This is a genomic window from Nocardioides lacusdianchii (assembly GCF_020102855.1).
Taxonomy (GTDB): domain Bacteria; phylum Actinomycetota; class Actinomycetes; order Propionibacteriales; family Nocardioidaceae; genus Nocardioides; species Nocardioides lacusdianchii.
Map to the genome: position 1 here is coordinate 162451 of NZ_JADHZD010000004.1, position 22859 is coordinate 185309.

Annotated in this window: 21 protein-coding genes; 7 read left to right on the top strand and 14 right to left on the bottom strand. The window is 72.4% G+C overall.

The window, feature by feature from the left end:
- Nucleotides 1-5: 5 nt before the first annotated feature.
- The 5 genes from IRX98_RS07260 to IRX98_RS07280 all read right to left on the bottom strand — a co-directional run bounded on the left by IRX98_RS07260 (nucleotide 6) and on the right by IRX98_RS07280 (nucleotide 7636).
- Nucleotides 6-2558: an AMP-binding protein gene (locus tag IRX98_RS07260; RefSeq protein ID WP_224275274.1), complete on the bottom strand. Its 2553-nt coding sequence runs from the start codon at nucleotides 2556-2558 to the stop codon at nucleotides 6-8.
- Entirely contained in the window at nucleotides 2555-3604 is a 1050-nt protein-coding gene (locus IRX98_RS07265) for an ABC transporter ATP-binding protein (protein WP_224275275.1), read from the bottom strand. Before IRX98_RS07265 ends, IRX98_RS07260 begins: the two co-directional genes overlap by 4 nt.
- The gene (locus IRX98_RS07270) at nucleotides 3601-5103 is read right to left on the bottom strand and encodes an ABC transporter permease (RefSeq protein WP_224275277.1); all 1503 of its coding nucleotides are present in this window, start codon (nucleotides 5101-5103) and stop codon (nucleotides 3601-3603) included. Before IRX98_RS07270 ends, IRX98_RS07265 begins: the two co-directional genes overlap by 4 nt.
- Nucleotides 5104-5153: 50 nt before the next feature.
- Nucleotides 5154-6182: an iron ABC transporter substrate-binding protein gene (locus tag IRX98_RS07275; RefSeq protein ID WP_224275278.1), complete on the bottom strand. Its 1029-nt coding sequence runs from the start codon at nucleotides 6180-6182 to the stop codon at nucleotides 5154-5156.
- An 86-nt stretch (nucleotides 6183-6268) separates the two neighbouring features.
- Nucleotides 6269-7636, bottom strand: coding sequence for an alkaline phosphatase (locus tag IRX98_RS07280; protein WP_224275281.1), 1368 nt, complete (start codon nucleotides 7634-7636; stop codon nucleotides 6269-6271).
- 99 nt (nucleotides 7637-7735) lie between these two features.
- On the opposite strand from IRX98_RS07280, the gene IRX98_RS07285 reads away from it, so the two are divergent.
- Together IRX98_RS07285 and IRX98_RS07290 are read left to right on the top strand one after the other, a co-directional pair.
- Nucleotides 7736-8932, top strand: coding sequence for an acyl-CoA dehydrogenase family protein (locus tag IRX98_RS07285; RefSeq protein WP_224275286.1), 1197 nt, complete (start codon nucleotides 7736-7738; stop codon nucleotides 8930-8932).
- Between the two features lie 104 nt (nucleotides 8933-9036).
- Nucleotides 9037-9888 carry a S1 family peptidase gene (locus tag IRX98_RS07290; protein ID WP_224275288.1) on the top strand — a complete coding sequence of 284 codons (852 nt, stop codon included), beginning with the start codon at nucleotides 9037-9039 and terminating at the stop codon, nucleotides 9886-9888.
- 6 nt (nucleotides 9889-9894) lie between these two features.
- Here the strand turns inward: IRX98_RS07290 and IRX98_RS07295 are convergent, their stop codons facing one another.
- The 3 genes from IRX98_RS07295 to IRX98_RS07305 form a co-directional block, all read right to left on the bottom strand.
- Nucleotides 9895-10230: a YnfA family protein gene (locus tag IRX98_RS07295; protein ID WP_207084261.1), complete on the bottom strand. Its 336-nt coding sequence runs from the start codon at nucleotides 10228-10230 to the stop codon at nucleotides 9895-9897.
- A gap of 28 nt (nucleotides 10231-10258) precedes the next feature.
- The gene (locus IRX98_RS07300; RefSeq protein ID WP_224275291.1) at nucleotides 10259-11572 is read right to left on the bottom strand and encodes an HNH endonuclease; all 1314 of its coding nucleotides are present in this window, start codon (nucleotides 11570-11572) and stop codon (nucleotides 10259-10261) included.
- 120 nt (nucleotides 11573-11692) lie between these two features.
- Nucleotides 11693-12340: a hypothetical protein gene (locus IRX98_RS07305; RefSeq protein ID WP_224275295.1), complete on the bottom strand. Its 648-nt coding sequence runs from the start codon at nucleotides 12338-12340 to the stop codon at nucleotides 11693-11695.
- A 152-nt stretch (nucleotides 12341-12492) separates the two neighbouring features.
- Between IRX98_RS07305 and IRX98_RS07310 the strand changes: the two genes are divergently transcribed.
- The 4 genes from IRX98_RS07310 to IRX98_RS07325 all read left to right on the top strand — a co-directional run bounded on the left by IRX98_RS07310 (nucleotide 12493) and on the right by IRX98_RS07325 (nucleotide 16615).
- Nucleotides 12493-13827, top strand: a complete 1335-nt coding sequence (locus tag IRX98_RS07310) for a sensor histidine kinase (protein ID WP_224275297.1) — start codon at nucleotides 12493-12495, stop codon at nucleotides 13825-13827.
- A complete protein-coding gene (locus tag IRX98_RS07315) occupies nucleotides 13824-14492 on the top strand; it encodes a response regulator (protein WP_224275301.1) in 669 nt (222 codons plus the stop codon). Before IRX98_RS07310 ends, IRX98_RS07315 begins: the two co-directional genes overlap by 4 nt.
- Nucleotides 14493-14555: 63 nt before the next feature.
- A complete protein-coding gene (locus IRX98_RS07320; protein ID WP_224275303.1) occupies nucleotides 14556-15437 on the top strand; it encodes an ABC transporter ATP-binding protein in 882 nt (293 codons plus the stop codon).
- The gene (locus IRX98_RS07325; RefSeq protein WP_224275306.1) at nucleotides 15434-16615 is read left to right on the top strand and encodes an ABC transporter permease; all 1182 of its coding nucleotides are present in this window, start codon (nucleotides 15434-15436) and stop codon (nucleotides 16613-16615) included. Before IRX98_RS07320 ends, IRX98_RS07325 begins: the two co-directional genes overlap by 4 nt.
- A gap of 23 nt (nucleotides 16616-16638) precedes the next feature.
- On the opposite strand, the gene IRX98_RS07330 is transcribed toward IRX98_RS07325, so the two are convergent.
- From IRX98_RS07330 to IRX98_RS07355, 6 genes are all read right to left on the bottom strand, one after another.
- Nucleotides 16639-17097 carry a VTT domain-containing protein gene (locus IRX98_RS07330; protein ID WP_224275308.1) on the bottom strand — a complete coding sequence of 153 codons (459 nt, stop codon included), beginning with the start codon at nucleotides 17095-17097 and terminating at the stop codon, nucleotides 16639-16641.
- Nucleotides 17097-17699, bottom strand: coding sequence for a CDP-alcohol phosphatidyltransferase family protein (locus IRX98_RS07335; RefSeq protein ID WP_224275311.1), 603 nt, complete (start codon nucleotides 17697-17699; stop codon nucleotides 17097-17099). Before IRX98_RS07335 ends, IRX98_RS07330 begins: the two co-directional genes overlap by 1 nt.
- Nucleotides 17700-17756: 57 nt before the next feature.
- A complete protein-coding gene (locus IRX98_RS07340; protein WP_224275313.1) occupies nucleotides 17757-18368 on the bottom strand; it encodes a Maf family protein in 612 nt (203 codons plus the stop codon).
- Nucleotides 18365-20053, bottom strand: coding sequence for a DUF885 domain-containing protein (locus IRX98_RS07345; protein WP_224275315.1), 1689 nt, complete (start codon nucleotides 20051-20053; stop codon nucleotides 18365-18367). The genes IRX98_RS07340 and IRX98_RS07345 overlap by 4 nt, the downstream gene beginning before the upstream one ends.
- 74 nt (nucleotides 20054-20127) lie before the next feature.
- Nucleotides 20128-20358: an acyl-CoA carboxylase subunit epsilon gene (locus tag IRX98_RS07350; RefSeq protein WP_224275317.1), complete on the bottom strand. Its 231-nt coding sequence runs from the start codon at nucleotides 20356-20358 to the stop codon at nucleotides 20128-20130.
- Nucleotides 20358-22022 (bottom strand): acyl-CoA carboxylase subunit beta, encoded by a 1665-nt coding sequence (locus tag IRX98_RS07355; RefSeq protein WP_372456048.1) that lies wholly within the window; start codon nucleotides 22020-22022, stop codon nucleotides 20358-20360. The genes IRX98_RS07350 and IRX98_RS07355 overlap by 1 nt, the downstream gene beginning before the upstream one ends.
- Before the next feature lie 16 nt (nucleotides 22023-22038).
- Here IRX98_RS07355 and IRX98_RS07360 point away from each other — a divergent pair, with 16 nt between their 5' ends.
- Nucleotides 22039-22842 (top strand): biotin--[acetyl-CoA-carboxylase] ligase, encoded by an 804-nt coding sequence (locus IRX98_RS07360; RefSeq protein WP_224275320.1) that lies wholly within the window; start codon nucleotides 22039-22041, stop codon nucleotides 22840-22842.
- Nucleotides 22843-22859 lie beyond the last annotated feature (17 nt).

Consider the following 22859-nt stretch of genomic DNA (forward strand, 5'->3'; position numbering starts at 1 on the left):
GCAGGCTACCGCGAGGCGAGGATGGCGCGACCGACAGCCTGATGCACCGGACGCACGACGCGCGCGTAGGCGATGCCGACTGTGAGCGACGCCACAAGGGCCAGCCACTGGTGGCCGGCGTCCTCGAGGGCCGGGTAGACCTGCCAGTGGGTGAGGTAGATGAACAGGCTCGCCCCTGCCAGGACGCCGGCAGCGCGCGCCAGGACCGGCGGCAGGGACACGTGGGGCAGCCACAGCATGAGCAGGAACCCGCCCAGCACGATCACCTCGCGGTGCGGCTGGCCGAAGAAGCCGACCGTCAGGGCTGCTGCGAGCGCGGTGACGAGCAGGCGCCGACGGGTGTCGGTCGCACGGGCCGCGACCCAGCCGAGGGCGAAGAAGAACGCCACCACGAGCGTCGTGTAGCGCTCGGTGGCCCCGGCGCGCAGGCCGACGTCGAGGAAGCGTGCGAGCGCGGTGACGGCGAGCACGCCCAGCGCGAAGCCGAAGGGCGTACGCCGCTCGAGGCGGTGCAGTCGGGGCACGCAGGACACGGCGAGGGCGGCGGCGGTGATCCAGACCAGTGACTCCAGGAACCACAGCTGCCACTGGTCGTCCCACTCGGTGCCGTTGACCACCTCGCGCACGAAGAGCGCGGTCGTCAGGTCGTAGGTGCCGAGCAGCAGCGCGACGCCACCGACCCAGATCAGCGACGGGACCACGAGCTGGGCCAGGCCCGACAGGCCGTGGCGCAACCGGTCGCGCGCGCCGCCCGCTCCGGAGAGCTGGAAGCGGGCGAAGTTGAAGCCGGCCAGTGCGAGCAGCAGGTGCGCGCCGCCCTCGAGGCCGACCAGGTCGACGTGGCTGGCGACGACGAAGACGATCGCCAGCGCGCGGAGGGCGACCGTGGTGTCGAGGCGGGCCCAGCGCCGCGGACCGGCGTCGCCCTCCACCGGGCGGGCGGCCAGCTCCTCGAGCTCGTCGAGGGGCCGGGTGTGCCACCCCGCGGGCAGGCCCTGCGGGAAGTGGTCCGCGAGCCGGGTCGCGAGCTCGACGTAGGACAACGAGTCGCCGCCGAGGTCGACGAAGGAGTCCGAGCCGTCGGCGTCGGGGCGACCGAGGACGCGCACGAAGTCCGCGCGGACGGGGTCGAGCCCGGCGGCCTCGGCCGGGGCGTCGTCGGCCTGCTCGGTGAGGTCGGCGAGGTCGCCGAGCGCGGAGTAGTCGGTCTTCCCGGTGCTGGTGAGCGGGACCTGGGCGAGGACCGTGACGCGTACGGCGTGGGCGGGCAGGCCGCTGTGGCTGGTCGCGAGCGACCGGGCCGCGCCGCTCGCGCGCCCGTGGGTGAGAAAGACGTGGACCATCCGCTCGGTGGCCACCACCCGGGCGTGGCGGTCGAGGGTGGCGCGAAGGGTCTGCTCGACGGCGTCGAGGTCGATGCGCAGGCCGAAGACCTTGCCGTAGCGGTTGCGGCGGCCGACCACCTCGAGGAGGCCGTCGACCCGGCGGGCGAGGTCGCCGGTCCGGAGCTCGGTGGTGACCCGGCCGAGCGCGAGGTCGGCGGGCGCCTCGGCGTAGCCCAGCATCACGTTGGGCCCGGTGTAGACCAGCTCGCCGACGCCGGGACGGTCGTCCACGGTCTCGTCGAGGCGCAGCTCGCCACCGGGGATGGCGACGCCGATCGCGCCCGGGTGCTCCTCGGCGAGGTCCGGCGGCAGCCAGGCCATCCGCGCCGTGGCCTCGGTGGCGCCGTACATGACCACGAGGTCCCACCCACGGCTGCGCCCGAACCGGCTCCAGCGGCGTACGGCGTCGGGGTCGAGGCGCCCGCCCGCCTGGGTCACCTGCCGCAGGCGGGGGAGGTCGCGGTCCTCGAAGCCGCTGGTGGCCAGCAGGTCGAAGGTGTGGGGGACGCCGGCGAGCGTCGTGGCGCCGGTGCGCGCGAAGAGGTCCCAGAAGCACTCGTCGACCACGCTCAGCGAGGTCAGCACGACGCTGGCGCCCGCGACGAGGTGGGAGTGCAGCACCGACAGGCCGTAGCAGTAGTGCAGCGGCAGCGCCGTGATCGCGCGGTCGTCGGGGGTCAGGCGCAGGTAGTCGGCGATGGCGGCGGCGTTGCTGGCCACGTTGTCGCGCGAGAGCCGCACCAGCTTGGGCGACCCGGTGGTGCCGGAGGTGCTCAGCAGCAGGGCCAGGTCGGGATGGAGCTCGTGCGCGGAGACGTCACGGCGTACGTCGTCGGGGGCACCGGTCGTGCAGACGATGTCGGGGTCGTAGGCCGCGACCATCGCGGCGCGCTGGGCCTCGCGCCCGTCGGGCACGACCAGCGCGACGTGGCCGTGCTGGAGCGCGGCGAGGTAGGCGACGAGCGCGTCGAGGTCGTTGGCGCCCTCGACCAGCACCAGGCGGCGGGCCGGTCCCCAGGTCCGCGCCCGGTCGGCGACGCGTCGGGCGAGGTCGGCATGGCTGAGCACCTCGTGGTCGGTGACCACGGCCGGGGCGTCGTCGCGACCGGCGTGCTGGAGGACCGCGGTGGTCGTGCCGGTGGGCAGGCGCGGCGAGGGGGACGTGAGGGTCACGGCAGCCCCGCGGACGTGTAGGCCCGGACCAGTCCTGTCACGCGCAGGTGGACGGGGTCGCCGGCGACGGGGTGGCGCACGCCGGCCATGCGGGCGAGCACCGAGGTGCCCTCGTCGAGACGCACCTGCACCGCGCAGTCGTGGCCGTAGTAGCTGACCTCCTCGACCGTTCCGCGCACGCCCTCGGCGTGGGCGAGGTCGACGAAGACCTGCTCGGGGCGCACCATCAGCGCGACGTCGCCCTCGGCCGGGGCGGTCAGCACGACCTCGCCGAGCGCGCACGTGGCGCGCGTGCCGCGAGCGGTGCCGGGCAGGACGACCGCACGGCCGACGAACTCCGCCACCTGCGGGTCGCTGGGTGAGAGGTAGACCTCGCTCGGCGGCGCCGACTGCACCAGCCGTCCGCCGCGCATCACCGCGACCTGGTCGGCCAGGGAGAGCGCCTCGTTCTGGTCGTGCGTCACCAGCAGGGCCGTGGTGTTGGTGGCCTGCAGCGCCCGGCGCACAGCACGCGCGGTGCTGCCGCGCAGCCCGGCGTCGAGTGAGGAGAAGGGCTCGTCGAGCAGCACGACCGCGGGCGCGGGCGCCAGCGAGCGGGCCAGGGCGACGCGCTGCTGCTGGCCACCGGAGAGCTCGTCGGGGCGGCGGTCGCGGAAGTCGCGCGGCAGCTCGACGAGGTCGAGCATCTCCGCGACGCGGTCCTCGCCGGTCGTGCCGCGCTCGTCGCGCGGCAGGCCGAAGGCGATGTTGGCGGCGACGTCGAGGTGCGGGAACAGCGCCCCCTCCTGGGGGACGTAGCCGACCCGGCGCGTCTGCGGGGGCATGGGGCGTACGCCGTCGCCGGCGACGACGGTGCTGCCGAAGGCGATGGTGCCGGACTCGGGCACGAGGAAGCCGGCGATGAGGCGCAGCAGGGTCGTCTTGCCGCAGCCCGACGGGCCGAGCACCGTCGTGAAGGAGCCGTGCGGGACCTCGAGGGTCACGTCGTCGACCGCGCGGGTGGAGCCGAAGGACCTGGTGACCCCGGTGATGGTCAGGGAGCTCATGCGGGGACCCTCTCCTCGACGGCGGCGGTGGTGGCGGGGCTGTCGGTGCGCATCAGCAGCACCGTCGCGGGGATCGAGACGAGCACCAGCAGCAGCGCGTAGGGGGCCGCGGCGCCGTAGCGCAGCTCCGAGGACGCCGACCAGAACTCGGTGGCCAGGGTGCTGGTGCCGATCGGCGACAGCATCAGCGTGGCGGTCAGCTCGGTGGAGATCGCGAGGAAGACGAGCGCGGCGCCGGCGCCCAGGCTCGGCGCGATCAGGGGCAGCGTGACGCGGCGCGCGGTGGCGAGCGGGCCGAGCCCGAGGCCGTGCGCGACGTCGTCGAGCACGACCGGCGCCTGCTCCAGCCCGGCACGCACGGTCACCACGGCACGCGGCAGGAAGAGGATGGCGTACGCCGCCACGAGCAGTCCCGCGGTCTGGTAGACCACCGGCACCAGGCGCAGTGAGGCGACCACGAGGGCCAGGCCGACGACGATGCCGGGCAGTGCGTTGGCGACGTAGGTGCTGCGCTCGATGACCGTCGAGGCCCAGCCGCGGTGGCGCACCGCGAGCCAGACCACCGGGATCGCGGCGAGGGTGGTGGCGACCGCGCCGGCCAGGGCGAGGACGACGGTGGACACGAGCGCCTGCGCCAGCTCGCCGAGGGGGAACTCGGTCGAGGTGCCGACGAGCAGCCAGCGCACCAGGGAGAACGCGGGCACGCCGATCGCGAGGACCACCACCGCGCCGACCGTGGCGACGAGGGGCCAGCGCCAGGTGCCGAGCGCCAGCGGGACGGCGCTGCGGGCGGCACCGCGGCCGACGCGGGCGTAGCGGCGGTCGCCGCGCAGGCGCAGCTCGGCGAGCAGCAGCACCAGGCACAGGAGCACCAGCACGCCCGCCATCGCGGTCGCGGCGGCACCGTTGAAGGTCGAGCCGTACTGGTCGTAGATCGCGGTCGTGAAGGTCGGGAAGCGCAGCAGCGACAGGGCGCCGAACTCCGCGAGCAGGTGCAGGCCGACCAGCAGGGCCCCGCCGAGCAGCGCCGGGCGCAACTGCGGCAGGACCACGGTGCGGAAGGTGCGGGTGCGGGAGTGGCCGAGCGACCAGGCCGACTCCTCGAGCGCGGGGTCGAGGCGACGCAGCATCGCCACGACCGGGAGGTAGACGAGGGGGTAGTAGGACAGCGTGACGACGAGGAAGGCTCCGCCGAAGCCGTTGATGCTGCGGTCGAGGGAGACCCAGGCGTAGCCGTTGACGAAGGCCGGCACGGCCAGCGGGGCGACCAGGAGCCCGTGCCAGAGCCGGCGCCCGGGGAGGTCGGTGCGCTCGACCAGCACCGCGAGCGCCACCCCGAGCACGGCGGTCGCGGCCATGCAGGCGACCGCGAGCGTCACGGTGTTGCGGAGCAGCTCCGCGATCCGCGGCCGGGCGACGAGCTGCCACAGGTCGACCGGCCCGATGATCACGACGTAGGAGGCCACGTAGGCCAACGGGACCAGCGCCAGGAGTGCCACGAGCGCCCCTGCTGCGAGCAGCAGGGGCGGCGTGCGGCGCCCGGAGTCGGTCAGAGCAGGCCCGCCTCGGTCATCAGGTCGGTCACCTGCGGGCCGTTGAGCGAGGACACGTCGACCTGCGGCGGCTCGAGCTCGCCGAACGGCTTGACCTCGGGGTTGAGGCTGGCGTCCGGGTTGAGCGGGTACTCCAGGGCGTACGACTCGGCCATCGCCTGCTGGGCCTCGGTGCCGGTGAGCCAGGTGAGGAACTCCTCGGCCTCCGCCTGCTTCTCGCTGCTGGCGAGGATGCCCGCGCCGGAGATGCTGAGGAACGCGCCCGGGTCCTGGTCGCCGAAGAAGTGCAGCGCCGAGGTGTCGGAGTCGGTGCCGTTCTCCTCGCGGTCGCGGTACCAGTAGTAGTGGTAGGCGATGCCGGCGTCGACCTCACCGGAGTCCACCGACTGCATGACGACGAGGTTGTTCTGCACGATCACGCCGTTGGCCTCGAGGCCCTCCAGCCAGGTGCGGGTGGCCTCCTCGCCCTCGAGCTCGAGGACGGCGGACACGATCGCCTGGAAGTCCGCGCCGGTGGGGGAGAAGGCCACGCGGCCCTCCCACTCGGGGTCGGCGAAGTCGAGGATGGAGGCGGGCATGTCGGCCTCGGTCATCGTGTCGGTGTTGTACATCGCGACGGTGGAGCGGGCCAGGAAGCCCGTCCACGTGCGGTCCGCCGGCACGTAGTCGTCCGGGATGGTGGCGGTCACGGCCTCGGGCAGCTCGGTGAAGAGCCCGGCGTTGTCCACGATGGTCATCGCGGGGGAGTTCTCGGTGAGGAACACGTCGGCGGGCGAGTCCTCGCCCTCCTCGGTGATCTGGTTGGCCATCTCGAGGTCCTTGCCGTGGCGCAGCTCGACGTCGAGGCCAGACTCCTCCTCGAACAGCGGGACCAGCTCGTCGAGCAGCTGCTCGTGCTGGGCGTTGTAGATCACGAGGTCGGGGGAGCCGAAGACCCCGCAGCCCGACAGGGTCGAGGCGGTGAGCAGGGTGCTGGCGAGGGCCACGCTGACGCGCGTGGCCGAGCGGCGGGGGGAGGTCGTCACGAGGGCATCCTTACTTTGCTTAGGCTCGCCTAACTCTAGTGGCGCAGGCCCTCGTGTGGTGAATCGCGTACGTCACACCCGCGGGGTCACTCCTCGCCGGTGTCGAGTCCGCTGGTCATGACGGCGAAGAGGTCGGTCTGGTCGATGACGCCGGTGACCCGGTCGGACTGCGGGCCGACGGCCGCCACCCGGATCTGCGTCCCCGTGTGGCTGGATCGTCCGGGGTCGCCGCCCTCGGCGGACGAGTAGGCGACCGTCATCGGGACGCCGTCGGCCGTGAGGACGGTCGCGGTCCTGCTGCCGCCGGCGTCGTTCGTCACGATCTGGGTCGAGTGGGCGTGGTCGCCGGTGACGATGACGAGGGTGTCGGGGTGGGCGCGCTGGTGGGCGAGGGCGACCTCGACCGCCTGGTCGAGCTCCTCGAGCTCGCCGATCGCGCCGCAGATGTCACGTTCGTGCTCGGCCTTGTCGACGCTCGCGCCCTCCACCTGGAGGAAGAACCCGTCGGGGTTGTCGAGCAGCTCGATCGCCTTGGCCGTCATCTGCCGGAGCGTCGGCTCGGTGCCGCGGTCCTGCGCGGTGCAGGTCCCGTCCGGAGTGGTGGCGCCGCCCCGCGCGGCGACGAGCGGGGCGTACGAGCGGGTCAGGTGGTTGGGGGCGAAGAGCCCGAGGACCGGTCCGTCGTCCAGGTCGTCGACGGCGTCGAGGTCGTCCGCCGTGCCGATCGCCCGGTAGCCGTGCTCGGTGGTGGCGTAGTCGAGCAGCGTCTGGGAGCCGTCCTCGAGCAACCGGTCCCAGCGCTCCCTGCCCCCGCCGAGCAGGACGTCGACCTCGTTGTCCACCAGCTGCTCGGCGATCGACCCCCGGCCGCCGGCCGACTTCCGCGCGCTCGGGCACGCGTCCATCGTGGTGGGGTCCTGGCAGGAGCGGGCGTTCACGTGGGCCGCAGCGGCCGCCGGCGTGGCGTCGGTGATGTCGGCGGTGCTGACGTTGCCAGTGGGCCTGCCGAGCCGCGCGAAGGTCTCCAGGACCGTCTCGTGGTCCTCGCCCGGCACGTCCTGGGCGCTCGACGGCCCCTGGGAGATGCGGCCGTCGACCGTTTTGCGGCCGGTCGAGAAGCCGCTCGCCGTCGCCGCGGAGTCGGAGACGTAGGCGATGGGATGGTCGGGTCCGGGGCCGGTCAGGAGGCCGTACGTCGTCATCGCGCCGGTGGCGGGCAGCTCGTCCAGGGCGAGCCGGCCGGCGGCGCCCGCCGAGTAGTTGCGGGCGGCCGTGATCATCGAGTCGTCCATGCCGTCGCCGATGAGCAGGATGACGCTCCGTGGTGCCGCCGCCACCGGGCTGCCCGCGGCGGGGCGCGCGGGGGCGTCGTCGGAGGCGACGGTGCCGATCGCGGCTCCTGCCGCCCCGGCAACCAGTGCGGTGCCTGCCACCAGCAGTGTGCGGCGCTTCACGGCGGTCCTTCCGTCGGCTGCGGGGATCGGCAGCCTACGTCGACGACGCGTCGCCACAGGGGTTAGCGATCATTAACCCGTCCCGCTAGCATGCAGGGCATGACCTTCGAGCTGTCCCCCGAGCACGAGCAGTTCCGTCGCAGCGTCCGTGACTTCGCGGAGGCCGAGATCGCGCCGCACGCGGCGCAGTGGGACCGCGAGCACCACTTCCCGACCGACGTCGTGCAGAAGATGGGCGCACTCGGCCTGATGGGCCTCACCGCGCCCGAGGAGTTCGGCGGCGCCGGCATGGCGGGTGAGGACGGCGGCTTCACCTCGCTGTGCCTGGCCATCGAGGAGGTCGGGCGCGTCGACCAGTCGATGGGCATCACGCTCGAGGCGGCCGTGGGCCTGGGCATCAACCCGATCCTGACCTTCGGGACCGACGAGCAGAAGAAGACCTGGCTGCCCGACCTCATCGCCGGCGACAAGCTCGCCGGCTTCGGCCTCACCGAGCCCGGCGCCGGCTCCGACGCAGGGGCGACGAAGACCAAGGCGGTCCTCGAGGACGGCGAGTGGGTCGTCAACGGGTCCAAGCAGTTCATCACCAACTCCGGCTCCTCGATCACCTCGCTGGTGACCGTGACGGCCCGCACCGGCGAGCGCGCCGACGGCCGCCCCGAGATCTCGACGGTCATCATCCCCTCGGGCACGCCCGGCTTCGTCGCCGAGAAGGCGTACGACAAGCTCGGCTGGCACGCCTCCGACACCCACCCCCTGTCCTTCAGCGACGTACGCGTCCCCGAGGCCAACCTGCTCGGTGAGCGCGGTCGCGGCTACGCCCAGTTCCTCGCCACCCTCGACGACGGCCGGGTCGCCATCGCCGCCCTCGCGGTCGGCTGCATCCAGGCCTGCCTCGACATGTCGGTCCAGTACGCCGGCGAGCGCCAGACGTCCCAGGGCCCGATCGGGCGCAAGCAGGGTCTCGCCTTCCAGATCTCCGACCTCCAGGTCATGCTCGACGCCTCGCGCCTGCTGACCTACAAGGCCGCCGCGATGAAGGACGCCATGGACGCCGGGAAGTCCGTCTCGATGGGCGCGTTCAAGCAGGCCGCCGCCGTCGCCAAGCTCTACGCCACCGAGTCGGCCGTGACCGCCACCCGCATCGCCACCCAGGTCTTCGGCGGCTACGGCTTCATGGAGGAGTACCCCGTCGTCCGGTTCTACCGCGACGCCAAGGTGCTCGAGATCGGCGAGGGCACCTCGGAGGTCCAGCGGATGCTCATCGCGCGGGGGCTCGGCCTGCCGGTCGAGTGAGGCGGGGCGTCAGTTGTTCTCGCTGATTCGTCGAAGGGCGTTCCACCGGGCGGGGTAGGTCTGGTCCACTGAGGGGCACCACCCTCGTCCTCGGAAGGCTTCTCATGCGCACACGTCTTGCCGCCGTCCTCTCCACCGCCGCCCTGGGGCTCGCCCTGGTCGCACCGACCGGACCTGCGACGGCCAGCACAGGCGGAACCGTCGACTCGGCGAACCGCTACTCCGGCGTCGGCATGATCGCCTTCTACGACGGCAGCGGCCGCTACCGCTGCTCCGCCACGCTGGTCAGCCCGACCGTCCTGCTGACCGCTGCCCACTGCACGTTCGGCACCGACGGCAAGACCGCCGTGACCTTCGAGCCCTTCGTCGATGACGCGCCGCCGGCCAACCTGCCCGTCGCCGCGGACCCGGCCGCGGGCTACACCGCCGCGGAGCTCGCCGGCACGGGCTACGTCTCCGGCACGGCCGTCACCCACCCGGAGTACTCAGACTTCACCGACCTGGACAACTGGAACGACGTCGGCGTGGTGCTGCTCGACACCCCGGTCACCGACGTCGACATCATGCCGATCGCCGACGAGGGGACGCTGGACGAGATCAAGCGGCGCGAGCTGCGCAAGACCATCTTCCGTGCCGTGGGCTACGGCACCGAGGTGCGCAAGGCCGAGTCGGGCCCGCAGAACCCGACGCCCCAGAGCTACCCGATCGTCCGTCGCTGGGTCGACATGCCCGGCCAGAAGCTCACGCCGCAGATCCTGCAGACCAACGGCAACGAGAACGACAACGCCGGCACCGGCGGCACCTGCTTCGGCGACTCCGGCGGCCCGCTCCTCCTCGGCGGCGAGATCGTCGGCGTCACGAGCTACGGATACACGTCCAACTGCCGCTACATCGACGGCTACCAGCGCGTCGAGATCGGCGTGGTCCAGGACTGGCTGGCGGGCTTCGGCCTCTGACCCGACTCAAGCGGGGCGTGGGGCGTACATGATCACCGCGACGCCGACGAGGCACACGAGCGCACCGACGACGTCGTAGCGGTCGGGCCGGAAGCCGTCGACGGCCATGCCCCACGCCAGCGAGCCGGCCACGAAGACCCCGCCGTACGCCGCCAGGATCCGCCCGAAGTTGGCGTCCGGCTGCAGCGTGGCGACCAGGCCGTAGAGGCCGAGCGCCACGAAGCCTGCCCCGATCCACAGCCAGCCGCGGTGCTCGCGCACGCCCTGCCACACCAGCCACGCTCCTCCGATCTCGGCGACTGCGGCGAGGGCGAAGAGCAGCAGCGACTTGGCGATCGTCATGGGGACGAGTCTCGCACCGTCCCGCGGCTCACCCGGTCAGGACGTAGTCGATCTGGAGCGCCGGGAGCACCCGCCTGCGGATCGTCGCGACCGGCGGCGGTCTCGTGGAGTAGGTGTGGCCGGTCGGGAGGGTGGTCGTCACGCTGCCGTCCGGCCCGGGTCTTGCCCGCCAGCGAGGTGCTTCCTTGGCGTAGTTGCAGGCCTCGCAGGCACCCTGGCCGTTGCGGCCCGACGTGGGACCGCCGTCGTCGTGGCGCTGCACGTGGTCGGTGTGACGGATCGGGGCGTCGCACCACGGGGTGCGGCACACCTGGTCGCGCAGCCGGATGAAGCGGGCCAGGCCGGCGGGGAACAGGCGTGCCCGGCTGTCCATGGCGACGAGCTCGCCGGTCGTGGGCGAGGCGTAGAGCCGGCGCAGCCAGACCTCGTCACCCGACGCCACCGCTCCGGCGACCAGCTCGCGGGCGAGCTCGGCCGGGACGGGACCGAGGTCGGGGAGATGGGCCGGCTCGTCGCTGGTGCCGAAGAGGGCGTCGTGCGGCATGACGAGGTCGAGGGTGACGCCGGGGCCACGGTCGGTGTCGTCACCGGTGACCCGAGCAACCAGCTCGTCGGCCATCACCTGCCCCTTCGTCCGTGGATCGTCTTGGGCGCGGGCGGTGTCAGCCTGGCGGGTGAGAGCGGCGTGGACCGCAACGCCCTCGGCCACCGGGAGCAGTGCGGTGAGCCAGACCATCGTGTCGGGCGCTGGCCGGATCGAGATGCGCCGCTCGGACTCGGCCTTGCGGCGCCGCAGCACCAGGGAGGCGGCGTCGAGCCGGGCTGCCTCGGCGGTAGCCGCAGCGACGACCTGGCGCTCACTCATTGCCTCGATCGCGTCGTGGTCGGCGGCCAGCACCTCGTCCACCGCGAGTCGGTGCTCGAGGGAGAGGCACGCGGTCTCCCGCGCGATCACCGTCGCTCGCCACTCCGTGATGCGGCCCGCGCGCCAGGCCGACCAGGTGTGGGGCAGCTCGCGCTGGACGACCCGGGCGAGGCCGAGGTGTCGTCGACCGCGGTGCGGCGACTCGCGCCGCGCGAGGGCCACCATGGAGGCGAGGCCCTGGCCGCGTCGGTCGGCAGGGATGCCGAGCACCTCGTGGTCGGCGTCGATCGACTCGGCGAGCTCCGCCGCCAGCGCTGTCTGCGCAGCGCTCACCGTGCAGGCGAGCTCCTCCAGCGCCCGGATGGCGTCGAGCCGGCCAGCGTCGTCGAGGCCGCTCGGGCCGTCGAGCGCCACCTGCACCTCACGCCGCATGGCCGCGACTGCGACTGCGGTGAGCGGGGGCTGGGTGGTGGGCATGCGTCCACTCAACAGGAAGGGTCCGACAATCCGGATGGGGTTGTGGACAACCTTCTGGCGGGCGGTGACTGTGGACGGTAATGGGCTACGAACCGACGAGATCGAGGCGCCGCCCGGAGGCTACAGCCAGGACTTCTTGAACGCCGGGAACTGCGCTGTGATGTGCAGGTTGGAGACCTCGCTGCGCTCAGCGTTCGCGCCCAGCTCGAAGCCGAGCTTGCGCAACGCCTTCCCGGTGCTGCCGTTGGCGGAGAAGGTCTGACTGCTGTGGATGTTGATCGTCACCTGGGTGGCCTTGTTGTCCAGCACCCCCTCGACGGCAGCAGCGAAACCAGGCTCGTGCGGCCACTGAAGAGGCCGCGGATCGCGAGCGGGACTACCGGTGCCGGTGTGGGAGTAGTCGAAGCCACTGTTCTGGACCTTCTGGATGCCGCCCTTGCCGCCGAAGCCCTTCACCCCGACCTTGAAGCGCGCCCCCTTCTTGGCCTCACGGAAGCTCTGGCAGTCGACGTGGGACGCGCCCAGCGTGTTCACGATCCGCAGTGCCTCGTTGTAGCGATCGCGCAGCGACCATTCGTCATAGGTTGCGAACGGCACGTGAAGCGGAGGACCGACGGGGCTCGGCACGAGCACGTAGACAAGCCCCGGCCGGAGCGCGCCGTCCGCGACGCGGGCCTCCACCGCCTTGGGCATCGGAACCTGCTGGATCTCGACCTTTCCCTTCAGGTCCACGGGTTCGGTGTCGTAGTACGCCACAAGAGTGGTCACGGGTGCTCCATCGTCAGGCACGGCAGGTCGTCCAGGATTCTCGTGGTCCCTGCCGACTTGGCCGCGATTGTGCCCCAGGTCGTGACGCCCGCTGCAGGGATCTCCCCCTCCCGACGGATCCATCGGGTCGCGCGGCGATCTACCCTCGCCCCATGTCCCGACCGACCCAGCGCATGCTCGACTGGTTCGGCGTCGACGACGTGTGGGAGCGCCCGCGGCCGGCCCTCGGGCGCCAGGACGTCGTACTGGCAGCGAGCGTCGCCGCGATCAGCCTGCTGGCCCTCGAGCTGGTGCGCAGCGCCGGCGGCTTCGAGCAGACCGACGTCCCGGTGTGGGCGCAGTGGCTCGCGGTCGCGAGCGGCGCGGCGCTGCTGCTCGGTCGCCGCCGCTGGCCGCTGGCCGTGGCCCTCCTCGCCGCCGGGCACATGTTCGTCGCCGGGGTCACGATGCCGCAGGTCATGGGCCAGGCGTCGCTGCAGATCGTCTACTTCCTCGCCCTGCTCTCGGGCGTCGCGTGGGCGCGCGACCGGCGCGCGATGGTCATCACGGTCAGCGTGATCGTGCTCTTCATGTTCGCCTGGATCGGCTGGCAGTTCGCCGTCGGCTCGGCGGCGCAGGACTGGGTCGACGAGGAGATGGGCGCCGAGCGGATCGGTCTGTTCCCGCAGATCCCCGCCGCGGTCGCGATCACGCTGGTCGTCAACGCCATCTACTTCGGGGGCGCGATCGTCGGCGGCGGCGTCTCCTGGCGCGCGGCCCGCCAGCGCCACCGGCTGCAGGAGCAGGCCACCACCATCGCCGGCCAGGCCGGCCGGCTGCGGGAGCAGGCGGTCGTCGACGAGCGGCTCCGCATCGCCCGCGAGCTGCACGACGTGGTCGCGCACGGCGTCTCCGCGATGGGCATCCAGGCCGGCGCCGCGCGCCGGGTGCTCGACCGCGACCCCGACGCCGCGCGTACGGCCCTCGCCAACGTCGAGGAGGCCTCCCGCGACGCGGTGGCGCAGATGCGCGCCCTCCTCGGCACCCTGCGTGAGGGAGTGGGGGAGGACGACGCGCGCGAGCCCGGCGGGACGCGTACGACGGACGCGGGCGTCCGCGACCTCCCCGGTCTGGTCGCCGAGGTGGGCGACCAGGGCCTCGCGGTCTCCCTCGACGTGGTCGAGGCCCAGGAAGGCGCGGCGGGCCGGCTCCCGCGCGGCATCGGCCTCGCTGTCTTCCGCACGGTGCAGGAGGCGCTCACCAACGTCCGTCGCCACTCGACCGCTGATGCCGTGTCGGTGGTCGTGCGCGTCGACGAGGTCGTGTCCTATGCCGAGGTGGAGGTCGTCGACAACGGACGCCCGCGCCACGGCACGTCCGGCAGCGGCCTGGGCCAGCTCGGGATCCGCGAGCGCGCCGCCACGCACGACGGCCAGGTGGACATCGGCCCACGGGTCACCGGCGGCTACCGCGTCCGGGTGCGCTACCCGCTCGGGGCGCGCCCGTGACCGCGCCGCTGAGGGTCCTGCTCGTCGACGACCACGCCATGGTGCGTTCCGGCTTCGCGATGGTGCTCTCGTTCGAGGACGACATCGAGGTCGTGGGGGAGGCCGCCGACGGCCTCCAGGCCCTCGAGCAGGCCCGGGCGACGCGTCCCGACGTGGTGCTCATGGACGTCCAGATGCCGCGCATGGACGGCATCGAGGCCACCCGCCACCTCGTCGCCGAGGACCTGGGGCACGTGGTGATCGTGACGACCTTCGACCGCGACGACTACCTCTTCGACGCCCTCGACGCGGGTGCGAGCGGCTTCCTGCTGAAGAACGCCGGGCCGGAGCAGCTCCTGGACGCCGTACGCGCGGCCGGGCGGGGGCACGCGCTCCTCGCCCCCGAGGTGACGCGCCGCGTCATCGCGCAGCGGTCGGGCGGACGCGCGAGTGCTGCCCGGACGGAGCCCGACGAGCTGTCCCGCCTCACCGCGCGCGAGCGCGAGGTGCTGGTGCTGCTGGCCCGCGGGCTGTCCAACGGCGAGATCGCCGGCTCGCTGGTGCTGGGGGAGGCGACGGTGAAGACCCACGTGTCCAACGTGCTCGCCAAGCTCCACCTCCGCGACCGCGTGCAGGCCGTCGTCTACGCCTACGAGGCCGGCCTCGTCCTCCCGACGGAGGAGTGAGGGCCTCGGGTTCAGTCCCGCGGGGGATCCGCGACGGCACCGCTCGCCCCTAGCGTCGGTGGCATGTTGGAGATCCGGGAGCTGACCAGGCGGTTCGGCGAGCACACTGCCGTCGACCGCGTCTCGTTCGAGGTGCCGTCCGGGCTGATGACCGGCTTCGTCGGCGGCAACGGCGCGGGCAAGACCACCACCATGCGGATGGTGATGGGCGTGCTCGGCATCGACGAGGGCGAGGTGCTGTGGCGCGACCAGCCCATCACCCGGCTGGACCGCCGCTCGTTCGGCTACATGCCGGAGGAGCGCGGGCTCTACCCCAAGCAGCCGATCCTCGACCAGCTCGTCTACGTCGCCCAGCTCAAGGGCATGGGACGCGTGGAGGCACGCACCCGCGTGCAGGAGCTGCTGGAGCGCTTCGGCCTCGGGGAGCGGGGCAAGGACCACCTCGAGAAGCTCTCGCTGGGCAACCAGCAGCGGGTGCAGATCATCGCCTCGGTGCTGCCGAAGCCTGCCGCGCTCGTCCTCGACGAGCCCTTCTCCGGGCTCGACCCGGTGGCGGTCGACTCGATGGTCGACCTGCTGCGCGAGCACACCCGCGACGGCGTGCCGGTCCTGTTCTCCAGCCACCAGCTCGACCTGGTCGAGCGCCTGTGCGACCGCCTGGTCGTGCTGGCCCACGGACGCCGGGTCGCCGCCGGGACGGTGACGGAGCTGCGCGACGCGGGGGTGCCGCGCTTCCGTCTCGTCCTCGGCGGCGACGCCGGTTGGGTCCGCGACCAGCGCGGGCTCGACGTCCTCGACCTCGACGGCGCCACCGCGCTCGTCGAGGTGCGTGAGGACGGCGCCGAGCAGCACCTGGTCGCCGAGGCCACCCGCCGCGGCGACGTCCACGAGTTCGTCCGGGTCCGCCCGGCACTCAGCGAGATCTACCGGGAGGCCACCGCATGAGCACCCACGACGACCGCGAGCGCGCCTGGCTGCTCGTGACCCGGCGCGAGGTCGTCTCGCGCATCACCGACAAGTCGTTCCTCTTCGGCACGGCCTTCATGGTCCTGCTGATCGCGGGCTTCATCGGCTTCACGGCCTGGCAGGAGGACCGCAGCGAGGACGCCACCCTCGCCGCGACCCCCGAGGCCGTCGCCATGGCGACCGCGATCAAGGACGGCGCGGCGCAGGTCGACGAGGACCTGGACGTCACCGTCCTCGAGGTCGCCGACAGGGAGGCCGCCGAGACCGCGCTCACCGGGGACGAGGCCGACGCCTGGCTGCACGAGGTCGACGGCGTCTGGCAGCTCACCTCGGAGTCGAGCACGCAGGACTCGCTGACCGCGGTCGCCGAGGCGGTCGTGCGGCAGCAGGTGCTCGCCGACAACGCGGCGGGCGTGGGCACCACCGTGGAGGCGCTCGAGGCCGGCAGCACGGTCTCGACCGACTTCCTCCGCGGCGACGCGGAAAAGGCAGCCGTGGCCGACGCGGTCGGGTTCGTCTTCGTCTTCCTGTTCTACTTCGCCGCGCTCGTCTTCGGCATGCAGCTGGCCTCCTCGGTCATCGAGGAGAAGCAGAGCCGCATCGTCGAGATCATCGCCGCCGCGATCCCGCTGCGGCACCTGCTGGCGGGCAAGGTGCTGGGCAACACCGCGCTCGCGGTCATCCAGCTGCTCGTCTACCTCGTCGTGGGGCTCATCGGGCTGACGTTCACGCCCTACAAGTCGTTCGTGCCGGCGCTCTCGGGGCCGACGGCGTGGTTCATCGGCTTCTTCCTCGCCGGGTTCGTCGCGCTCGCCTGCCTGTGGGCGGTGGCCGGCTCGCTGGCCTCGCGCACCGAGGACCTGCAGTCGACCTCGACGCCGCTCACGATGCTGATGCTGGTGATGTTCTTCGGCGGTCTCTCCCTCGACGGCCGCGGTCAGGTCATCGCGTCCTTCGTCCCGCCCGTCTCCGCGGTGGTGATGCCCAAGCGCATCCTCGCCGGTGGGGTGGAGTGGTGGGAGCCGCTGGTCGCCCTCGGCCTCCTGGCGGTCTTCGCCGCGATCACCGTCTGGGTGGGCGAGCGGCTCTACCGCCGCGCCCTGCTGCAGACCGGCGGCCGGGTGAGCCTGCGCCAGGCCTGGTCGGCCGCGGAGTAGCCGGCCCACGCCGGGCCGGGCCCTCAGAAGAGGTCGATGAGCGACGTGGTGCCCGCGACCACGGCCCAGAAGCGCAGCCCGCGTCCCAGCAGGCCGGTGACCATGAAGATCCAGAAGGGCACCCGCAGCATCCCGGCCAGCACCGCCGTGACGGCGTACGGCGGGATGCCGGTGCTGGCGGACACGAAGAGCAGTCCCGCGGTGAACCAGGGCCGTCCCTCGGCACGTGCGTGCCACTTGTCGAGGGACGCCTTGGCCTTCGGCTTCTGCAGGTGCTTGTGCACCCAGGGAGCGCGGTCGATGTGCATGCCGCCCCAGTACCAGAGGACCTTGCCGATCATCTGGCCCGCGGTCGCCGCCGCGATCAGGCCCCACGTCGCGGCGGGGGCCTGGCTGACCGCGACGGCGAGGATCGCCTCGATGTTGATCAGGGGGAGCAGGGCGGACCCGATCGAGCCGACCAGCACGCTCCAGAAGAGCATCAGCCGCGTCCGTCCGGCACCGGGAGCCCGATCTGCAGCAGTCGGTGCAGCGAGACGCACTTGAGCACCAGCAGCGCCGTGGCGATGGCGAGGCCGACCCACATCCAGCCGGTGACGAGCAGGAGCACCGCGAAGAGCGCGCTGTTGACCGCCTTGGCCGGCTTGGACCAGTTCCACAGCCAGGTGGGCCGGTCGATGACGAAGAAGTAGTTGGGGCTGCGCACCGGCCACGCGAGGAACGCGATGGACAGGAAGAAGTCGACGACCATGAACTCGGCCAGGTAGACGAAGATCGCCGGTGACAGGTCGGGCTGGAGCCAGGCCAGGCCGATGTAGAAGGCGGCGGCGTTGAAGCGGTCGCACATGATGTCGAGCACGGCGCCGATGCGGGTCTCGCAGTCACGGACCCGCGCATAGAACCCGTCGAGCATGTCGCCGACCCAGTAGACGACGAGCGCGACCACCAGCAGCGTCAGGCTCTGCTCGTACGCCGCTGCGGCGGCGAGCACCACGGAGGCGACCGTGCGGACGCCGGTGATCACCGTCGCGCCGGTCAGCAGGCGCTCGTCGCGCACGCCGTAGCGGTCGTCGGGATCGGCCACAGGCTGTGCCTGCACGCTCCCCCGAACCCCGCTCCCCACGGTCGCGATGCTAGCGGGTCACCGCCACAGGTCGGGCCACCCGTGCCCGAGCTCGAGGACGAGCTCGCGCAGCAGGGGCAGGCTGACACCCACCACGTTGTGGTGGTCGCCCTCGATCCCGGCGATGAAGGCGCCGCCGAAGCCGTCGATGGTGAAGGCGCCCGCGACGTGCAGCGGCTCACCGGTGGCGACGTAGGCGTCGATCTCGTCGTCGCCCACGTCGGCGAAGTGGACGGTGGTGGAACCGGTCGCCGCCGCCACGCGACCGGAGGTCGTGTCGCGCAGGCAGTGGCCGCTGTGGAGCACGCCCGAGCGACCACGCATCGCCTGCCAACGTCGCCTCGCCTCGTCCGGGTCGTGGGGCTTGCCGAGGGCTTCGCCGTCGAGCTCGAGCACGGAGTCGCAGCCGAGGACGAGGGCGCCGGCCGGCACCTCGTCGCGCCCGACGACGGCCGCGCACTTCAGCTCGGCCAGCTGGAGCGCGAGCTCGGCCGGCGGGAGGTCGACCAGCTGGGACTCGTCGACGCCGCTCACGACGACGATCGGGTCCAGGCCCGCGGCCTGCAGCGTCGTACGCCGTGCGGGGGAGGCCGACGCCAGCACCAGCGGCACCACCGGACGGGTGCTCACAGTCGCTCCAGCGCGGCGCGCAACGGGTCGAGACCGAGCGAGCCCAGGTCGAGGGCGGCGCGGTGGAAGGCCTTGAGGTCGAAGTCGTCGCCCTGGCGCTGCTGCACGGCCGCCCGCGCCTCCAGCCAGATGCGCTCGCCGACCTTGTACGACGGGGCTTGGCCGGGCAGGCCGAGGTAGCGTTTGACCTCGAACTGGATCACCTCGTCGTCCATGCGGCAGTGCAGCCGCATGAACTCCAGACCGAGGTCGGGCGTCCAGGTCTCACCGGGGTGGAACGCACTGCCGTCGGGCCCGAGCCGGTTGTGCTCGGGGATGGTCAGCTCGAGGTGCATACCGATGTCGACGATCACCCGCGCTGCCCGCAGCGACTGGCCGTCGAGCATGCCCAGCAGGTCGGCCGGGTCGTCGAGGAAGCCGAGCTCCTGCATCAGCCGCTCGGCGTAGAGCGCCCAGCCCTCGCCGTGACCGCTGCACCAGCACATGAGGCGCTGCCAGCGGTTGAGGGTGTCGCTGCGGTAGGCCGTCTGGGCGACCTGGAGGTGGTGCCCGGGGACGCCCTCGTGGAAGACGGTGGTGACCTCTCGCCACGGGTGGAAGGCCTCGATGCCGTCGGGCACCGACCACCACATCCGGCCCGGTCGGGAGAAGTCCTCCGAGGGGCCGGTGTAGTAGATCCCGCCGTCGTTGGTGGGCGCGAGCATGCACTCGATGCGCCGGATCGGCGCCGGGATGTCGAAGTGCACGTCGGCCATCGCGGCGATGGTGCGGTCGGCGAGGTCCTGCATCCACCCGCGGAAGGCCTCGCGGCCCTGCACCACCCGCTCGGGATCGGTGTCGAGGTGGGCGACCACCGCATCGACCCCGGCGCCCGGCAGGGTCCGCTCGGCGGTCGCGTGCATCAGGTCCGAGAGCCGCTGGAGCTCGCCCCAGCCCCAGGCGTAGGTCTCGTCGAGGTCGACCTCGGCGCCGAGGAAGTAGCGGCTGGCCAGGGCGTAGACCTCGCGGCCCACCCCCTCACGGTCCTTGCCCTGCGGCTCGAGCTCGTCGCTCAGGAAGAGGCCGAAGGCGGCGGTCGCGGCGCTCGCTGCGCTCGCGAGGCGGCGCAGCTCGTCGCGGTCGCCACCCTCGAGGCGTTCGACGAGGCCGAGGTAGAAGTCGCCCGCGTCACCGGTCTGACCGGTCCAGCGGCGCACCTGCTCGGCCACCTCGGCGTACTGCCGCGCGGCGACGACGTGGCCCTTGCGTGCCTCGTCGGACAGGGTGACGCGCAGCCCCTCGAGCGCGGTGGGCACGGCGGCGAGGCGGGACGCGATCGCCGCCACGGCCTCCTCGCCCTCGGTGGGCATGAGGTCGAAGACGCCGCGGATCTCGTGCAGCGGGCTCCAGAGCACCGACATGCGCGAGCGGTTGACGCCGGCCTCCTCGAGCTCGATCTCGAGCCGGGTGCGCTCGAGGAAGGCGTCGCGGGCCGCGGCCTCGCGGTCGTCGACCGGCGTCGCCGCCTCCACCGCTGCCACCGCGGCGCGGGCGAGCGCCTCGCGGGCGTCGAACCCGGCCGGGGAGTAGTCGGTCATCTCGTGCTCGTGGCCGGCCACCCCGATCGAGGTGGCGGTCAGCGGGTCGAGGGCGCAGAAGTCGTCGACGTAGGCGTCGCAGAGGGCATCGATGGCACGTTCGCTCACGCGGGCGACCCTAGTCCCGCCGGGCGACAGCCCCGCGCCCGCCCGCAGGGTCCTCGACGGGAGGTGGACGAACCTCAGCGGGGAAGCCCGCTGGTCCGCCACCCCTCCGGACCCGGACGGGGTGTACGCCGCACGTCGCGGGCGGGTGCGCCCCACGACTGCCGGGTCCGGCGCGGGGCCTCGGCGCCCCCCGCGGACACCGCGGAGAGCACCGCGACCAGCGCGGCGACCTCCTCGGGCGTCGCGTCGGGGTTGACCACCTCGAGCAGCGGGCGCTGCTCGTCCTGACCGCTCACCGTGGCCATCAGAGGGGGATGTTCCCGTGCTTCTTGGGCGGCAGGGTCTCGCGCTTGGAGCGCAGCAGGCGCAGCGCACGGACGACCTCGGTCCGGGTCTCGTGCGGGGTGATGACGGCGTCGACGTAGCCCCGCTCGGCCGCGATGTAGGGGTTGGCCAGCGTGGTCTCGTAGTCCTCGATGAGCTCGGCGCGGGTCGCCTCGACGTCGCCACCCGAGTCCGCGACCTTCTTGAGGATCTTGCGGTGCAAGATGTTGGCCGCGCCCTGCGCGCCCATCACGGCGATCTGGGCGGTGGGCCAGGCGAGGTTGATGTCGGCGCCGAGGTGCTTGGAGCCCATCACGTCGTAGGCGCCGCCGTAGGCCTTGCGGGTGATGATCGTGACGAGCGGGACGGTCGCCTCGGCGTAGGCGTAGATGAGCTTCGCGCCGCGGCGGATGATGCCGTCCCACTCCTGGTCGGTGCCCGGCAGGAAGCCCGGCACGTCGACGAAGGTCAGCACCGGCAGGTTGAAGGCGTCGCAGAAGCGCACGAAGCGCGCGGCCTTCTCCGAGGCGTCGATGTCGAGGGTGCCGGCGAACTGCATCGGCTGGTTGGCCACGACACCGACCGAGCGCCCCTCGACGCGGCCGAAGCCGACGATGATGTTGGGGGCGAACAGCTCCTGGACCTCGAGGAACTCCTCGTCGTCGAGCACGGCGGTGATCACATCGTGCATGTCGTACGGCTGGTTCGGGCTGTCCGGGATGAGCGTGTCGAGCGCCCGGTCGAGGTCGGTGACCTCCATGTCGGGGACCTCGTCGAGCTCGGGAGCCGGGTCGAGGTTGTTCTGCGGGAGGTAGGACAGCATCGCCTTGACGTAGTCGATGGCGTCCTCCTCGTCGGAGGCCATGTAGTGGGCGTTGCCCGACTTGGTGTTGTGGGTGCGCGCGCCGCCGAGGTCCTCCATCGTCACGTCCTCGCCGGTGACGGTCTTGATGACGTCGGGACCGGTGATGAACATCGCGGAGGTCTTGTCGACCATGACCGTGAAGTCGGTGACCGCGGGAGAGTAGACGTGACCGCCGGCGCAGTTGCCCATGATCATGCTGATCTGGGGGATCACGCCCGAGGCGTGCACGTTGCGGCGGAAGATCTCGCCGTAGAGGCCGAGGCTGACCACGCCCTCCTGGATGCGGGCGCCGGCGCCCTCGTTGATGCCGATGATCGGGCAGCCGGTCTTCATCGCCAGGTCCATGACCTTGGTGATCTTCTCGCCGTAGACCTCGCCCAGCGAGCCGCCGAAGACGGTGAAGTCCTGGCTGAAGACGCACACCATGCGCCCGTCGACCTCGCCGTAGCCGGTCACCACGCCGTCGCCGTACGGACGGTTCTTCTCCAGCCCGAACGCGGTCGACCGGTGGCGCGCGAGCTCGTCGAGCTCGACGAAGGTGCCCTCGTCGAAGAGCATCTCGATGCGCTCGCGGGCGGTCCTGCGACCCTTCGCGTGCTGCTTCTCCACGGCCTTGTCCGACCCGGCGTGCACAGCCTCGTCGAGACGCCGCTCGAGGTCGGCGAGCTTGCCCGCGGTCGTGTGGATGTCGATGCCTGTCTCCTGCGAGGGGACGTCGGTGCCCTCACCCGGCTGTGCACTCACGCGATGGTCTCCTGGTCGGTCGCTGGTCAGGTCCATCGGGCAATCTAGTGCCATGAGCGACGCACCGGCACCGCGCCCACCCCTCGATCCCGCCCGGCTGCTGGTGCCGCACGGGTGGCGCGTGGAGGTGGAGGAGGCGACGCCGTCGACCAACGCCGCCCTGGCCAAGCGCGCCCGGGCGGGCGAGGAGCCCGGCCTCGTGCTGGTCACCGAGCACCAGACAGCCGGTCGCGGCCGCCTGGACCGCGTCTGGGAGACCCCGCCGCGGTCGTCGCTGACCTTCTCGGTGCTGCTCGCCCCCGACGTGCCGCCGACCTCGTGGTCGTGGCTGCCGCTCCTGACCGGGTACGCCGTCCAGGCCGCGCTCGCCGACCGGCTCCCCGACATCGCGCTGAAGTGGCCCAACGACGTGCTCGTCGACAGCGGCGCCGGCGCCGGCGCCGGCCGCAAGGTCTGCGGCATCCTCGTCGAGCGGATCGAGACCGACCGCGGTCCGATGGCCGTGGTGGGCGTGGGCATCAACGTGGACCAGACCCTTGCCGAGCTGCCGATCGCGCTCGCCACGTCGGTCGCGCTGGAGACCGGCGAGCCGGTCGAGCGCACCGGGCTGCTGGGGCAGGTGCTCGGCTCGATCCACGGCCTGCAGGGCCTGCTCGACGACACCGAGTCGCTGCGCCGGGCGTACGCCGACGTGTGCGTGACGCTGGGCGCGACGGTGGACGTCCACCTGCCCGCGGGCGACGTACGTCGTGGCGAGGCGCTCGACATCGACGCGAGCGGGGCGCTGGTCGTCGGGACGGACGACGGCACCTTCACGGTGGCCGCGGGCGACGTGGTGCACGTGCGCCCTGCGTGATGCGTCGCGAAGCGACG